We start from the raw sequence: 14,341 nt of genomic DNA, 5'->3' as shown, positions 1-14,341 counted from the left end.
CCATGTGACATCATCAGGCCTGATCAGTAGATGCCGCGGCACGTTCCAGCGCCGCCTGCAAGGTCGGGAACCAGGCCGTCACGCCCGGCTCGGGCCGCACTCCCGCATGCCTGAGCGTTCGCAGCGGCTGCTGCTGCATATCGGCCAGCCACAGGCTGACCCCGGCGTGGCGACATTGATCCATCAGCTTGAGCAGAGCCGACAGGCCACCGGCATCCAGCACCGTGACTCCATCCAGATACAGAATCATGCCGGGCAGGGGCTCGCCGCTGCGCTGTTGCTGACGATGCAGCAGGGCCAGCTCACCAAAAATGCGCTCTGCCGCGGCAAAGAACAGCGGTCCGTTGATCTTGAACACCCGCCAGCCCGTCGGCAGCTGCGCATCCCGCACCCGCTTGCCGTCGGTAATATCAGTGACCTGGGTCATCGCCGCCATTTCCTGCATGAACAGCACGGCTGCCAGCAGAATGCCAGCGGTGATGGCGATCACCATGTCAAACAGGATGGTCAGCAACAGACAGGTCAGGAATACCAGCACATCGCCGCGCGGCGCAGTTTTCAGCAGATGTACGGCCTTGGGCGCTTCACTCATGTTCCACGCCACCATCAGCAGCAGCGCCGCCATGGCAGGCATCGGCAGATAGGCCAGCAACGGTGACAGGCTCAGCAGCGCCAGCAGCACCACCAGCGCATGGATCATCGCTGCCAGCGGTGACTGGGCACCGGCCCGGAAATTGGCAGCGGAGCGGGCAATGGCGGCCGTCGCGGTGATACCGCCGAAGAACGGGGTGATGACATTGCCGATACCCTGACCCAGCAGTTCCGAGTTGGCGCTGTGGCGCTTGCCGGTCATCCCATCCAGCACCACTGCACACAGCAGCGACTCGATGGCACCCAGCATGGCGATGGCAAACGCCGAGGGCAGTAACGCCTGCACCATCGCCCAGCTCCACACCAGCGGTTTGCCATCCGCGCCCGGATGGCTCCAGGGCCACGCCAGCTCGGGCAATACCGGTGGAATACCCTGACCCTCGGTGCCGTCGGCCAGCACGTAGCTGAAACGCGAACCTATGGTATCCACCTGCCAGCCCAGATGATTCAGTGCCAGCGCCAGCAGGCTACCGGCCAGTACCGCAGGCAGATGCGCAGGTACCGGTGTTTTCAGCCTTGGCCACAGCAGCATGATCGCCAGTGTCAGCCCGGCCACCAGCACACTGGGCCAGTGGCTGCCCGGCAATGCCAGTAGCAGCGCCTCCACCTTGGGCAGATAGCGCTCCGGCAACTGGCCGACGCTGAGGCCAAAGAAGTCCTTGATCTGCAGGGTGGCAATCGACACGGCGATCCCCCCGGTAAAGCCCAGGGTGACCGCTTCGGGAATGTATTCAATCAGTCGCCCCAGCCGCAGCAGCGCCAGCAGGATCAGAATCAGCCCCGACAGCAGGGACGCCAGTAACAGCCCGCCCAGACCAAACTGCTGCGCCACCGGATAAAGTATCACGACAAAGGCCGCGGTCGGCCCGGAGATGCTGTAGCGCGAACCGCCGGTCAGGGCGATCAGGAAGCCGGCGATAATGGCGGTGTAGAGGCCGTACTGCGGCGCAACGCCACTGGCGATAGCCAGCGCCATGGACAGCGGAATGGCAATGATACCGACGGTGATACCTGCCAGCAGATCCTTGCTCAGTCGCTGCAGGTTGTAGGTTTCATTCAGACAGCTTTCACGCAGGGCGTGGCCGATACGGAGGGAAAACAGGTGGGCGCGATGCGGCATGATCACAGGTCTCCAGCAGGAGAAAGCGCCAACCGTCAGACAGCGCTACCTATCGCCTTCTGTACGGTTAGCATGTGATGAGAATTATATGCCTATACAGTATTCATTCAATGTTAATAACATTAACATATAATGCACATATTCAAGCGTCTGTATGACGTTCAAGCACACGCATCCTGCCGAGGTATATGAAGATGGAGCAGCGCACTGCCCGCCTGACCCTGTTGATTGACCCCCGCAAGAAAGCCATTTTCGAAGCACTGTGTGCGAAGGAAGATGTCACTCCTTCACAGAAGGTCCGTCAGTTTATCCGTGACTATATTGAACAGCAGATGGGGCCTGACTGGTTGCAGCAGGCCATCGAGCAGGAAGGACAACAGGAAGAGTAGTCAGGCGGACGGCAGAATGTCCGTCAGTACGATGACCGGCCGGCGCCCGTCAGCAGACGCCGGCAGCAGGGGCCTGCGCTCAGAACAGCCAGCGCAGCACGCCATAGACCAGCATCCCGCCACAGACCGTCAGCAGCAGGCTGACCCCACGCCAGGCCATCAGACCAGCAACCACAGCCGCCCACAGGGTGGGATTCTGCCAGTCGGTGTGGATCTGCTGGTCACGTACCAGTGTGGTCTGCACCACAATCGCCGTCAGTACCGCAACCGGCACATAGCCCAGCGTACGCTGCAGCAACGGCGGCAGCTGGAAGCGATGAGCCAGTGCAAAGGGCAGATAACGGGGCACAAACGTCACCGCCATCATCGCCAGAATCAGCCACAGCAGGGTCAGATCATTCATGGTGAGTCGCTCCGTTCAGAGGGGCCGTTTTTTTGCTCAGCATTTCCGTCCCGATACCGACGCCAATGGCCACCAGTGAGGTGACCAGCAGACCGGTATTGTGCGGCCAGTCATAGGTCAGCAGGATGACGCCTCCCGCCGTCACCGCACAGCACAGATGGCTGAACTGCTTGATGGCAGGCACTACCATGCCGACAAAAGCCACGACCAGCGCCACTTCCAGCCCCCAGTGGGTGAGATCAGGCACATCCCTGCTCAGCCAGGCGCCCAGTGCGGTGCAGGCAACCCAGTTGATGTACATGGCGGAACCCGAGCCCAGCCAGTACCAGCGCAAGTTGCCGGTATCGCGATAGTGGCGCAGATGGGTGCTGACGGTGGCATAGGTTTCATCCGTCAGCCAGAACGCCAGAGGTAACCGCCAGCGCTGTGACAGTCTGGCCGCTTCCGGCATCAGGCTGGCGGCATAGAGCATATGCCGCAGGTTGACCACCAGTACGGTCAGCGCAATGACGGCCGGATGGGTGTGCGACGCCAGCAGCCCCACGGCAATAAACTGCGAGGCGCCGGCAAATACCAGCAGGGACATGGCCAGAATGGCCCACACCGGCACCCCCTGACTGTAGCCAAGGGCGCCATACAGAATACCAAAGGGAATGGCAGCCAGAATCAGCGGCACGGTATCGGTAATACCGGCCAGATAGGCGTTGACTGGCAGCTCATGGCCAGCGCGTAGAGTCTTGTTATGGGTTGTCATGGGCATCACTGACGCTGCAGATTGGGCTCAGGCAGTATAGACCTGCCACCTGAAAGGCGGCTTGGACAATATTGACTTTCTTGCTGGTCCGGCGGGGCGGTGGCATCGGGCCGGTTTTTTCTATACATTGCCGACTCCGGGCGGCGGTCGCCCGACCCGAATCAAGTATTACCTCAGGGGAGTGTTCTCCATGGCATCACTCAAGGATCAATTACTCAAAAACGGCCTTGCTACCAAACAGCAGGCGCAAAAGGCATCCGCAGACAAGCGCAAGCAGGACAAGCTGGCCAAGCAGGTGTCGAAAGCGGATCAGGAAGCGGCCAAGCTGGCTGAGCAAGTCAAACGCGAACAGGAGCGTCAAGCCAAGGTGCAGCGCGACCGCGAGCTGAACCAGAAACAGCTGGATGACAAAACCCGCCGCGCGCAGGAAGCCGAAGTGCGTCAGCTGCTCGAAGTACATGGCGTCAAACCGCCCAAGGACGCTGACACGCCCTACAACTTCGTCCACGGCACCAAGATCAAGAAGCTGTACGTCACCCCTCAGCAGCTGGAGCAGCTGTCACGCAGCCAACTGCTGATCGTGATCGCCGATGAAGGTTACCTGCTGGTCCCCGCAGCAGAAGCCGCCCGTATTGAAGAGCGGATGCCGGAACGGGTGATTCATCCCCATGTCGACAGCAGCAGTGACGATGACGAATACCCGCCCATCCCCGATGACCTGATGTGGTAAGGGTGGTTTAACAGACAAAAGAGCCCGGGCCGCTTAGCGACCCGGGCTCTTTGTTTTTCCGCAGCACCGTTCTTTGACGAACGTCTTCGCGCTCAGAAGGTGCGTCGGTTACAACACCTGCGACAGGAAACGCTGCAGGCGCGGGTGAGTGGGGTTATGGAAGAACTTGTCCGGGGTATCTTCCACCAGCAGTTCGCCGTCTTCCATGAACAGCACCCGGTCAGCCACTTCACGGGCAAAGCCCATTTCGTGGGTCACCACCACCATGGTCATGCCTTCTTTGGCCAGACTCTTCATAACATCCAGCACTTCACCGACCATTTCCGGGTCCAGCGCCGAGGTGGGCTCATCAAACAGCATGATTTTCGGCTTCATGCACAGTGCCCGGGCAATAGCCACACGCTGCTGCTGACCACCCGACAGCTGGCTGGGGTAGTTGTTCATACGCTCGGCCAGACCGACTTTCTTCATCAGCGCCTTAGCATGCTCCTCCACCTCGCTTTTGGCCCGTTTGGAGACCTTCAGCGGCGCCATCATCACGTTGTGCAGGGCGCTCTTGTGCGGGAACAGGTTAAAGCTCTGGAACACCATACCCACATGCTCACGCAGCTTGTTGATATTGGTGTTTTTGCCGTACATATCGACCTGATCGATGACGATACTGCCACTGGAGATGGTTTCCAGCTGGTTCAGGGTCCGCAGGAAGGTGGACTTGCCGGAGCCCGACGGCCCGATAATCACCACCACTTCGCCCTTCTTGATGGAGGCCGAGACCTTTTTCAGGGCATGACAGCCATTGGGGTAAATCTTGTCGACATCTTTGGCGATGATGATGTCTTCGGCGTTCTGTAAATGCATCGTATCGTCCTCGCCTTAATCGCTGGCTGCCAGTTTCTTTTCCAGACGCTGAATCATCCATGACAACGCGCCGGTCATCACCAGATACAGCAGCGCCACGGTGAACCACACCTCAAACGGAGCAAAAGTGGCGGAGACCACTTCACGACCGGCTTTGGTCAGGTCGGTGATGGAGATAACCGACACCAGCGAGGAGTCCTTGATCAGGTTGATAAACTGACCGGCCATGGGTGGCAGGGTACGTTTGAAGGCCTGCGGCAGGATGACGTTGACCATCGCCTGCACATAGGTCATGCCCAGCGAGCGGGCCGCTTCCATCTGTCCGGGTGGAATCGACTGGATACCGGAGCGGACGATTTCCGCCACATACGCCGCGGTGAACACCGCCAGCGACGCCACACCGGCGGTAAAGCGGTCCAGTGACAGCACGGTGCCGATAAAGAAGTAGAAAATGAAGATCTGCACCAGCAGCGGCGTGCCGCGGATGATCTCGATATAGGTGATACACAGCTGACGGATGGCCAGATTGCGGGAGATACGGCCAAGGCCGATAAACAGACCGATGATCACCGCAAACACCAGCGATGCCAGCGAGATCTCCAGAGTGGTGATCATGCCTTCGGTGATAGGGCCGATGCGCCAGTTGCTGATGGTGGCCACCTGGTCACCTTCAAAAATCAGATCACCATCGTTCACTGAAATCGCACTGAACTTCTTCACCACCACAGGCTCGCCACCGGCATCGGGCACCAGTGTGAGGGTCTTGTCGTCAGTACTGACTTTGGCGGTACCGTCAAAGGGCGCACGAACCGATTGCGGCTCGGTATTGATCAGGTAGGGAACGACACGCTGCCAGTTCCAGTTGTAGTTGATGTGTTTACTGGAGGCGTAGACCACAGCACAGAAGGCTACCACTATCACCAGATACACGCTTTGCCATAGCGCCCGGTTTTCAGATCGCATGTTTGAGGGTACTCCAAAAAAACAAACACCGATTTGCTAGCAAACCGGTGTTCGGTATCACAGGACTGAATTCAACTTACTGTACAGTTTTCAGCCATTCGTCACTTTCAAACCACTTCTGGTACAGACGGTCATAGGTGCCATCACCCTTGGTCTGACGCAGGAAGTTGTTGAGGAAGTTCAGGAAGTCAGGATCGTTCTTGCGGATCGCCCAGCCCAGAGGCTCATAGGTGAAGGGCTTGTCCAGGTGAACCACTTTGCCTGCATTCTGCGCAGCGTAGATAGCGTTGAAAGGCAGGTCGTAAACGAAGGCATCAGCCTTGCCATTGACCACTTCCAGCGCGCCATCCGCTTCGGTGTCGAACAAACGGATGTTGGACTGACCGATATATTTCTTGGTTGCGGCATCACCGGTAGTACCCAGTTTGGTCACTACGGTGTACTTGGGATCGTTCAGATCTTTGTAAGAGGTGATTTTGCCAGCCAGTGAAGGCTTCATCAGGATGGACTGACCCACCACGATGTAAGGATCAGCAAAGTTAACTTTCAGGTTACGCTCAGCAGTGATGGTCATACCGCCCATGATGATGTCGCACTTATCAGTCAGCAGGGCAGGGATGATACCGTCCCAGGCCGTGTTGACCGGAGTGAACTTCACTCCCATGGACTTGGCCATCAGTTTGCCCATGTCGATGTCAAAACCGACGAATTCGCCGTTCTTGTTTTTCATCTCAAACGGCATGTAACCGGCTTCAAAGCACACCCGCAGTTCACCTGCAGAGACCACTTTGTCGACAGCGCTTTCTGCCATGGCAGCCTGTGACACGGTAGCCACACCCAATACCAGCCCCAAAGACGCGAGCAGTTTTTTCATAAGCAACCTCAAGCTAGACAACTTTTATAATGGCAGGCCTTTCACCCCGCTTCCGCCTCCAACAACGCAGATAAATCACTGATATACAGTACAAATCTGACTCTGACGTAGAAGCAGGCACCCTGAACCTGTTAATCGAACAAGACTAAAGCAATTAGCAGGCCACAACAGTTAAGTTTTCTGCGATTGATGGATTTGCAGGCAAATAAACCATATTCACACCATCAATGACGTGATTCCGCACAGGATTACGGTTGAAATGCATAACAAAGATGCTGAACCGAGCCAGCGTCAGCAGCGGGGGTGTTACCTTTTGAAGCAATCGCTTCACAGCAGGGGAAAATGCACCGACCAGACCGGCACGGTGTGTACGGAGGAGCATCGGACGGGCAGGGCGATTGCCATGACAGCCGTCCGATGGCCTTGGGGATGCACCGTTATAGTGCGTCCGAACCTTCTTCGCCGGTACGGATACGAATCACCTGTTCCAGCTGGGTAACAAAAATCTTGCCGTCACCGATCTTGCCGGTATGGGCCGCCTTGGAGATGGCATCGATCACGCTGTCCAGCGCGGTGTCATCTACTGCCACTTCGACTTTTACCTTGGGCAGAAAATCAACCACGTATTCAGCACCGCGATACAGCTCGGTGTGGCCTTTCTGACGTCCAAAGCCTTTTACTTCCGTTACCGTGATACCTTGAATGCCAATGTCAGACAGTGCTTCACGCACGTCGTCCAGCTTGAAGGGTTTGATCACAGCAGTAACAAGTTTCATGACAGTCTCCCTTATACAGAACGGCTGAGCCGCAAGCAGTGGCGCCTAGTATACCCGAACAGGGCAGTGAGGCTATCCCGCTGCCGGCACCGTGCGCCATCAACAGGACCATGTCCTCACGTTGTGGGCACCTTCTCCGTGATGAAAGCAAGGGCCAAGCCAACCTGCTTGTTTATCCTTAATTCACCGCCACCGCTGTCTGCTCCCGCAGCGGTGAGGGTGACAAAAACGCCATCGGCTCCCGCAGGAGCCGATGGTTCAGCACAGTGTTACAGGAACACGGGGCTTATTTGCTGGTTTTGAACTCAGGGTAGGCTTCCATACCACACTCGTGGATGTCCACACCTTCGTACTCTTCCTCTTCGCTGACACGGATACCCATGACGGCTTTGAGGATTGCCCACACCACCAGGCTGGCAATGAAGCACCAGGCGAAGATACAGACCGCACCCAAAATCTGCGCACCGAAGGTGGCGTCACCGTTGGTCAGCGGCACCGCCAGCAGACCCCAGATACCGCACACGCCGTGAACAGAGATGGCACCGACAGGATCGTCGATTTTCAGTTTGTCCAGAGTGACGATGGAGAACACCACGATCACACCACCTACTGCACCGATCAGGGTGGCAGCGACAGCAGAAGGTGCCAGAGGCTCAGCAGTGATGGCCACCAGACCGGCCAGAGCACCGTTCAGCGCCATAGTCAGATCCGCTTTCTTGAACCACAGACGGGCTACGATCAGCGCGGCAATCACACCGCCTGCAGCGGCAGCATTAGTGTTCACAAAGACGTTGGCGACGGCATTGGCTTCACCCACATCAGATACTTTCAGCTCGGAGCCACCGTTGAAGCCGAACCAGCCCAGCCACAGGATCAGCGTACCCAGGGTCGCCAGCGGCAGGTTGGAACCGGGGATAGCGTTGACCTGACCATTGGCACCGTATTTACCTTTACGGGCACCCAGCAACAGCACACCGGCCAGCGCAGCAGACGCGCCCGCCAGATGCACGACGCCAGAACCTGCAAAATCCTGGAAGCCGGCTTCCTGCAGGAAACCACCGCCCCATTTCCAGTAGCCTTCCACGGGATAGATCACACCGGTCATCACTACCGCGAACGCCAGGAAAGCCCACAGTTTCATACGCTCAGCCACGGCACCAGAGACGATGGACATGGCGGTTGCGACGAAGACCACCTGAAAGAAGAAGTCCGCGCGCAGTGAGTAGTAAGGTGCATCGTCACCACCAGCCAGTACCGCTTCAGCGGTGTGCTCTTCGCCGATCAGGCTGCCGAAGCTGGGGATGAAACCGCCTGCATCGCTGGAGTACATCAGGTGATAGCCACACAGCAGGTACATGGTACAGGCGATGGCGTAGAGTACGACGTTCTTGGTCAGGATCTCGGTGGTGTTCTTGGCACGCACCAGACCGGCTTCCAGCATGGCGAAGCCCGCGGCCATCCACATGACCAGGGCGCCCATCACCAGAAAGTAAAACGTATCTAGGGCATACTTCAGCTGGGTTACATCACCCGCCGTTGTTTTTAAAAGCTCTTCCACAGGAAACTCCTCCTCAGGCAACTTGTCGGCCTGCGCACTTCACAGCAGTGCGCGGCAGCAATCACAGTGCTTCTTCACCAGTCTCGCCGGTGCGGATACGGATGACCTGTTCCAGGTCAGATACGAAAATCTTGCCGTCACCGATCTTGCCGGTATGGGCAGCCTTGGAAACCACATCGATCACCTGATCGACCAGGGTGTCAGCCACCGCGACTTCGATCTTGACCTTGGGCAGGAAGTCAACAACGTACTCCGCGCCACGATACAGCTCGGTGTGACCCTTCTGGCGACCGAAGCCTTTGACTTCCGTCACGGTGATCCCCTGAACGCCGATATCCGACAGAGCTTCGCGTACATCGTCCAACTTGAATGGCTTGATTACCGCCGTAACTAGTTTCATAGATGCTCCCTCTTAGAATTCGTGCACCCTGAGGTGCTGGCAGTGCCTTGGTTACCCCTCTAAGCAGACCCTGTGCCAGTTTTTAAAAACTCATTTAATTCATATAGTTACAGATATTTTGTGAACTTTCGGTAGCAAAAAAGGAAGGATTGAGCGCGCCACTTTGGTGCGCGCACCAAAATTGCTCATTTTCTGTGCACCGCTAATCGTAACGATGCACCAGCGTGGCTCACCCTCACCGCCAGCGGCGCCTGCCTGTATCGGCAGGCCGTGTGCAGCAGACTTCAAATCGACAAGTCGTTGGGGGTATAGTGAAGCCCAATCGCCAACTCAGGGGACAACCCGCAATGATCAACTCCAAACTCTTTGAAAATCTGCAGCAGCAGCTCAGTCAGGGCCTGTCCAGCCTGCCGCTGCCTCATGAAGAAATTCAGAAGATGGTGCGTCAGACCCTGCAGAGCACCTTTGCCAAACTGGATCTGGTAACCCGCGAAGAATTCGATGTGCAGGTAGAAGTGCTGCAGCGTACCCGCGCCCGTCTGGAGGCGCTGGAAGTGCGTCTGGCCGCGCTGGAGCAGGGCAACAGCGGCAGCACCGAAGAAGACAACGAAGGTGAAGGCTTTGTGAAGGTCAATCCACAGGCCGACGAATAACCCTTCCTGCAGCGCAGAGCGCCCCGGCCTCTGCGCTGTCTGCTGAAACGCCACTACACCGCCTGCCGCCTATCGGTTCAGGCACCTGCCGCAGGATTGCTGGCAGCCCATAACAAGGACGTATCTATGACACTTGCTGTCGTCAACAGCCGGGCGCTGCTCGGTGTCGATGCCCCCTCCGTCACTGTCGAAGTGCACATCTCTGCAGGTTTACCTGCGCTGAATATGGTGGGTTTGCCCGAAGCTGCCGTACGCGAAAGCAAGGAGCGGGTACGCAGTGCCATCCAGACCAGTCAGCTGGAGTTCCCTCTGGGGCGCATCACCGTCAATCTGGCCCCGGCGGACCTGCCCAAAACCGGCGGACGCTACGATCTGGCCATCGCATTGGGGATTCTCGCCGCTTCCGGTCAGATCCCGCTGGAGCCGTTAAAGCATCTGGAATGTATCGGCGAACTGGCACTGGATGGTCGCATCCGCCCGGTTCCCGGCGCGCTGGTGGCCGCGCGCGCCAGCCGCGATGCACGCCGCTGTCTGGTACTGCCGGCGGACAATGCGCCCCGTGCGGCACTGGTGCAACAGGCGCAATTACTGCCGGTCACCGATCTGCTGGGGCTCTGTGCCCATCTGAAAGGACTGACCCCGCTGCCGTTCTACGAGGGCTGCATCAGTGCCAGCGCCATGCCGGACTATCCCGATATTCTGGATGTCAAAGGTCAGCAACAGGCCAAGCGGGCACTGCAGGTGGTCGCTTCGGGCGGCCATAACGCTCTGCTGTTCGGTCCGCCCGGCACCGGCAAGACCCTGCTGGCCAGCCGCCTTCCCGGCTTGCTGCCGGTACTGGATGAAGAGGAAGCACTGGAAGTCGCAGCAGTGGAATCACTGCTGGCAGGTTATCTGGAAGAAGGGGGCTGGCCACAACGCCCCTTCCGCGCGCCACACCACAGTGCCTCGGCCGCTGCGCTGGTAGGAGGAGGCAGTGATCCCCGACCCGGCGATATTTCACTGGCCCATCAGGGCGTGCTGTTTCTCGATGAACTGCCGGAATTTGATCGCAAGGTACTGGAGGTCATGCGGGAGCCGCTGGAGTCTGGCCATATCACCCTGTCCCGTGCCCGCGCCAAGGTGACCTTTCCCGCCCGTTTCCAGCTGATTGCGGCGATGAATCCCTGCCCTTGTGGCTATCACGGCGACAGCAGCGGCCGCTGCCAGTGTTCTGCCGAGCAGATCCGCCGTTATCGCAGTCGCCTGTCCGGCCCGCTGCTGGATCGCATTGACCTGCATCTGCGGGTACAGACCCCTGACTGGCAAACCCTGCGTCAGGCCGAACGCAGCGGCCCGAACAGCGCCCAGATCCGTCAGCAGGTGACCGAAGTGCGGCAGTTACAGCTGCAGCGTCAGGGGTGTCTTAATGCGCACCTGCAGGGGCAGGCACTGGATCAGTTCTGTGATGTGGATGAAGCCACCGCTGCGACTCTGCGGCAGGCAGTGGATCGTCTGGGCCTGTCTGCCCGTGCCTATCATCGGGTTTTACGGGTCAGTCGTACTCTGGCCGATATGGCCGGTGAAGCGCAGATCGGTATGCGTCATGTGCTGGAAGCCTTGTCGTACCGTCAGCTGGACAGGCCGGTTTAAGCGACGCTAAGCCGGCTCCTGACGGGACAGAGCCGGCCAGACTGCCCTGAGGTTAAAAGCCTCTGCTGGCCAGATAAGCGTCGTAATCAGGAATCTGGTATTCGTATTCCTGCTGCATAAAGGGTGAGGTAATGAGGAAGTCTGCACTGGCACGGCTGCAGGCCACTGGAATATTCCACACCGCCGCCACCCTCAGCAGGGCTTTAACATCGGGGTCATGAGGCATCGGCTCAAACGGGTCCCAGAAGAAAATCATCACGTCGATCTGCCGCTCGGTGACCATCGCCCCGATCTGCTGATCCCCGCCCAGCGGGCCGCTGATCAGTTTATTGACACTGATCCCCAGCGCCTTCTCCAGCACCCGTCCGGTCGTTCCGGTAGCAAACAGAGTATGGCCGTGCAGATGCTGCAAGTGGGTCTGGCACCAGTCCAGCAGTAAATCCTTACGGTTGTCGTGAGCGATCAGGGCTACCCGCTTGGCAGCAGGCATCAGCGTGGTTTTCTGTTCAATCATGGGTGAACTCGCAGCGCTATAGAACGGACATTGGAAAGACAGCATAACGCCATGCGGTGCTGACGTCTGTCAGCCAATCGAGAGGTGGCGATACTGCTGACCTTCCAGCATGCGGCACAGGTCTTCAAAACACTGTGGACGGCCGAACAGGAAGCCCTGCGCCTGATCGCAGCGATACTGGCGCAGAAACAGCAGCTGCTCCGGTGTTTCCACCCCTTCAGCGACCACCAGCATACGCAGGTTATGGGCCAGACTGATCATGGCGCGGACGATGATCTCGTTGTCACCACAGCTGGTGGCTTCCTTGACGAAGGATTTGTCGATCTTCAGGCGGGTCAGCGGCAAACGCTGCAAATGGGCGAACGATGAATACCCCGTACCGAAATCATCCAGCGCAAAGCAGGCGCCAAGCTCGGTCAGCTCCTTGATGCACTGAGTGGTCTGCTGCTCATTCTTCATCATCGCTGACTCGGTCAGCTCGAATTCGATATTGCGCGGATCAGCCTGAGTGGTCTGGAAAATACGCGTGATGGTGCGGGTCAGCATCGGATCACTGAACTGCCGGAACGACAGGTTGATACTGAGCTGAATCTGCGGCAGCCGGTGGTGACGAAGGAAGTTGGCATCCTGACAGGCCTGATGTATCACCCAGTAGCCCATCGGCACGATCAGGCCGGTACGCTCTGCCATCGGAATAAATTCGTTGGGCATCAACAGACCCCGGGTGGGGTGCTGCCAGCGAATCAGGCCTTCGGCGGCGACGGTTTCCTCGGTACGCACGTCCACCCGTGGCTGGTAATACAGGCGCAGCTCATTACGGCGCAGGGCACGGCGGAAGTCCGCCTCCAGGCTGAAGGCCTCTGACGTCTTGGAGTCCTGGCCGGGTTCAAACATATGATGGCTGACGCCGGGATGGCGCTTGGCCTCGTGCATGGCGATACCCGCCTGCCGCAGCAGCTCATCCAGATTGTGCGCAGTATCAGGGAAGAAGCTGACGCCGATGCTGCAGCCCAGGCTGATCTGTCCGCTGGGCAGTAAATAAGGCTGATTGAACAGGCGCTGCAGCTGATACAGGGTCGGCATCACCTGTTCGCGGTTATTGAGATCGGCCAGCATGATGCCGAACTGGTTATCACTGATCCGCCCCAGATGCTCCGCTGAAGGCAGAGTCAGCAACAAACGCTGCACGGTTTCACGCAGGATGTCGTCACCCAGCTGATGGCCAAGGGAGTCGTTCACTTTCTGGAAGCCGTCCAGATTGAGCTGCAGCAGCACCACCCGTTTCTGATGCGCATCGGCCATCTGCAGGGCATGCTGCAGACGCTGGACAAACATCTGTCGGTTGGCGGCGCCGGTGACGATATCGTGGTGGCTGATCTGATGCAGGATCGTGCGTTGCTGGTGACGCTCGCGAGCGGTGTGAATGGCCTTTTCAAAGGCATCCAGACTGAGTTGCAGAATCGACAGGTAGTCAGCAGCGCCCATCTTGTGAATCAGCTCACGGCCACCAGAGCTGCGTAACAGCCTGCCCAGCACCACAACGGGCACGGCACTGCCGTCAGTATTGGTCAGTTTGAGCAGATCGACGGAGCGTTCTTCACGCAGGGGATTGTGCAGCAGCAGGACGTCAACCCAATCCATGGCCAAGGCCGTACGGGCGCTGTCAATATCACAGCACCAGCTCAGCTCATAGGCTGTCTCGGCACGCGCAACCAGAATCTGGAACAGCGCCTGCGCCCGAGGATTAGGATGGACCAGCAGGAGGCGAAGCGGTCTGTTTACCGTCTGCTGGCTTTCATTCGACATGCATTTCAACTCCAGACAACTACCGGACTTTCTGAAGTACAACCACACTGTGAGTGGGCAACACCTTGATTGTTATGGTGTTTTAACTCAACAGATCATGCGAAGCATGAAAGCCATGCAAGCGGACTTCCTTTCGCTTCCTTATATCGTTTGCCAAAGAAGAACTAACTTTAGCCCTTTATATCAATTTATTACAACAACCGTTATGCAACGAATTGTGAAGCGATCTGCTAGAATCATCCGGCTTCACACGAGATAAC

General features: G+C 57.9%; 15 protein-coding genes. 4 read left to right on the top strand and 11 right to left on the bottom strand.

The window, feature by feature from the left end; all coding sequences use genetic code 11:
* Positions 1-13: 13 nt before the first annotated feature.
* Positions 14-1,771, bottom strand: a complete 1,758-nt coding sequence (dauA, locus tag QCD60_RS12095; RefSeq protein ID WP_279785561.1) for a C4-dicarboxylic acid transporter DauA — start codon at positions 1,769-1,771, stop codon at positions 14-16.
* 194 nt (positions 1,772-1,965) lie between these two features.
* Between dauA and QCD60_RS12090 the strand changes: the two genes are divergently transcribed.
* Entirely contained in the window at positions 1,966-2,160 is a 195-nt protein-coding gene (locus tag QCD60_RS12090) for a CopG family transcriptional regulator (RefSeq protein WP_279785559.1), read from the top strand.
* Positions 2,161-2,239: 79 nt separating this feature from the next.
* Here the strand turns inward: QCD60_RS12090 and QCD60_RS12085 are convergent, their stop codons facing one another.
* Positions 2,240-2,563: an AzlD domain-containing protein gene (locus QCD60_RS12085; RefSeq protein WP_279785557.1), complete on the bottom strand. Its 324-nt coding sequence runs from the start codon at positions 2,561-2,563 to the stop codon at positions 2,240-2,242.
* Positions 2,556-3,317 (bottom strand): AzlC family ABC transporter permease, encoded by a 762-nt coding sequence (locus tag QCD60_RS12080; protein WP_110188863.1) that lies wholly within the window; start codon positions 3,315-3,317, stop codon positions 2,556-2,558. Before QCD60_RS12080 ends, QCD60_RS12085 begins: the two co-directional genes overlap by 8 nt.
* Positions 3,318-3,507: 190 nt before the next feature.
* Between QCD60_RS12080 and QCD60_RS12075 the strand changes: the two genes are divergently transcribed.
* Complete coding sequence (locus QCD60_RS12075; protein ID WP_104154723.1) at positions 3,508-4,047, top strand: DUF2058 domain-containing protein; 540 nt, start codon at positions 3,508-3,510, stop codon at positions 4,045-4,047.
* A 108-nt stretch (positions 4,048-4,155) separates the two neighbouring features.
* On the opposite strand, the gene QCD60_RS12070 is transcribed toward QCD60_RS12075, so the two are convergent.
* The 6 genes from QCD60_RS12070 to glnK (QCD60_RS12045) all read right to left on the bottom strand — a co-directional run bounded on the left by QCD60_RS12070 (position 4,156) and on the right by glnK (QCD60_RS12045) (position 9,476).
* Entirely contained in the window at positions 4,156-4,881 is a 726-nt protein-coding gene (locus QCD60_RS12070; protein ID WP_110188862.1) for an amino acid ABC transporter ATP-binding protein, read from the bottom strand.
* 39 nt (positions 4,882-4,920) lie between these two features.
* Positions 4,921-5,868, bottom strand: coding sequence for an amino acid ABC transporter permease (locus tag QCD60_RS12065; protein WP_110188854.1), 948 nt, complete (start codon positions 5,866-5,868; stop codon positions 4,921-4,923).
* Between the two features lie 76 nt (positions 5,869-5,944).
* Complete coding sequence (locus QCD60_RS12060; protein WP_104153240.1) at positions 5,945-6,742, bottom strand: transporter substrate-binding domain-containing protein; 798 nt, start codon at positions 6,740-6,742, stop codon at positions 5,945-5,947.
* A 437-nt stretch (positions 6,743-7,179) separates the two neighbouring features.
* A complete protein-coding gene (gene glnK, locus QCD60_RS12055; protein WP_104153234.1) occupies positions 7,180-7,518 on the bottom strand; it encodes a P-II family nitrogen regulator in 339 nt (112 codons plus the stop codon).
* A gap of 286 nt (positions 7,519-7,804) precedes the next feature.
* Complete coding sequence (locus QCD60_RS12050) at positions 7,805-9,076, bottom strand: ammonium transporter (protein ID WP_279785550.1); 1,272 nt, start codon at positions 9,074-9,076, stop codon at positions 7,805-7,807.
* A gap of 61 nt (positions 9,077-9,137) precedes the next feature.
* Positions 9,138-9,476 (bottom strand): P-II family nitrogen regulator, encoded by a 339-nt coding sequence (gene glnK, locus QCD60_RS12045; RefSeq protein WP_104153228.1) that lies wholly within the window; start codon positions 9,474-9,476, stop codon positions 9,138-9,140.
* Between the two features lie 347 nt (positions 9,477-9,823).
* Here glnK (QCD60_RS12045) and QCD60_RS12040 point away from each other — a divergent pair, with 347 nt between their 5' ends.
* On the top strand, positions 9,824-10,129 hold the full coding sequence (locus tag QCD60_RS12040) for an accessory factor UbiK family protein (protein ID WP_279785547.1): 306 nt from the start codon (positions 9,824-9,826) through the stop codon (positions 10,127-10,129).
* A gap of 126 nt (positions 10,130-10,255) precedes the next feature.
* A complete protein-coding gene (locus QCD60_RS12035; RefSeq protein WP_279785545.1) occupies positions 10,256-11,761 on the top strand; it encodes a YifB family Mg chelatase-like AAA ATPase in 1,506 nt (501 codons plus the stop codon).
* Between the two features lie 52 nt (positions 11,762-11,813).
* Here QCD60_RS12035 and QCD60_RS12030 read toward each other — a convergent pair whose 3' ends face one another.
* Both QCD60_RS12030 and QCD60_RS12025 read right to left on the bottom strand, forming a co-directional pair.
* Positions 11,814-12,275 carry a methylglyoxal synthase gene (locus tag QCD60_RS12030; protein WP_207780387.1) on the bottom strand — a complete coding sequence of 154 codons (462 nt, stop codon included), beginning with the start codon at positions 12,273-12,275 and terminating at the stop codon, positions 11,814-11,816.
* Positions 12,276-12,344: 69 nt separating this feature from the next.
* On the bottom strand, positions 12,345-14,081 hold the full coding sequence (locus QCD60_RS12025; protein ID WP_279785542.1) for a bifunctional diguanylate cyclase/phosphodiesterase: 1,737 nt from the start codon (positions 14,079-14,081) through the stop codon (positions 12,345-12,347).
* Positions 14,082-14,341: the final 260 nt, after the last annotated feature.

The sequence above is a fragment of the Pokkaliibacter sp. MBI-7 genome (assembly GCF_029846635.1).
Lineage (GTDB): Bacteria > Pseudomonadota > Gammaproteobacteria > Pseudomonadales > Balneatricaceae > Pokkaliibacter.
This window is presented reverse-complemented; position numbering and strand designations above follow the sequence as displayed.

What these genes read in the sequence shown, in the direction of transcription:
- dauA (WP_279785561.1), bottom strand. Translation starts at nt 1,771, where the DNA reads ATGCCGCATCGCGCCCACCTGTTTTCCCTCCGTATCGGCCACGCCCTG.
- QCD60_RS12090 (WP_279785559.1), top strand. Translation starts at nt 1,966, where the DNA reads ATGGAGCAGCGCACTGCCCGCCTGACCCTGTTGATTGACCCCCGCAAG.
- QCD60_RS12085 (WP_279785557.1), bottom strand. Translation starts at nt 2,563, where the DNA reads ATGAATGATCTGACCCTGCTGTGGCTGATTCTGGCGATGATGGCGGTG.
- QCD60_RS12080 (WP_110188863.1), bottom strand. Translation starts at nt 3,317, where the DNA reads ATGACAACCCATAACAAGACTCTACGCGCTGGCCATGAGCTGCCAGTC.
- QCD60_RS12075 (WP_104154723.1), top strand. Translation starts at nt 3,508, where the DNA reads ATGGCATCACTCAAGGATCAATTACTCAAAAACGGCCTTGCTACCAAA.
- QCD60_RS12065 (WP_110188854.1), bottom strand. Translation starts at nt 5,868, where the DNA reads ATGCGATCTGAAAACCGGGCGCTATGGCAAAGCGTGTATCTGGTGATA.
- QCD60_RS12060 (WP_104153240.1), bottom strand. Translation starts at nt 6,742, where the DNA reads ATGAAAAAACTGCTCGCGTCTTTGGGGCTGGTATTGGGTGTGGCTACC.
- glnK (WP_104153234.1), bottom strand. Translation starts at nt 7,518, where the DNA reads ATGAAACTTGTTACTGCTGTGATCAAACCCTTCAAGCTGGACGACGTG.
- glnK (WP_104153228.1), bottom strand. Translation starts at nt 9,476, where the DNA reads ATGAAACTAGTTACGGCGGTAATCAAGCCATTCAAGTTGGACGATGTA.
- QCD60_RS12040 (WP_279785547.1), top strand. Translation starts at nt 9,824, where the DNA reads ATGATCAACTCCAAACTCTTTGAAAATCTGCAGCAGCAGCTCAGTCAG.
- QCD60_RS12035 (WP_279785545.1), top strand. Translation starts at nt 10,256, where the DNA reads ATGACACTTGCTGTCGTCAACAGCCGGGCGCTGCTCGGTGTCGATGCC.
- QCD60_RS12030 (WP_207780387.1), bottom strand. Translation starts at nt 12,275, where the DNA reads ATGATTGAACAGAAAACCACGCTGATGCCTGCTGCCAAGCGGGTAGCC.
- QCD60_RS12025 (WP_279785542.1), bottom strand. Translation starts at nt 14,081, where the DNA reads ATGTCGAATGAAAGCCAGCAGACGGTAAACAGACCGCTTCGCCTCCTG.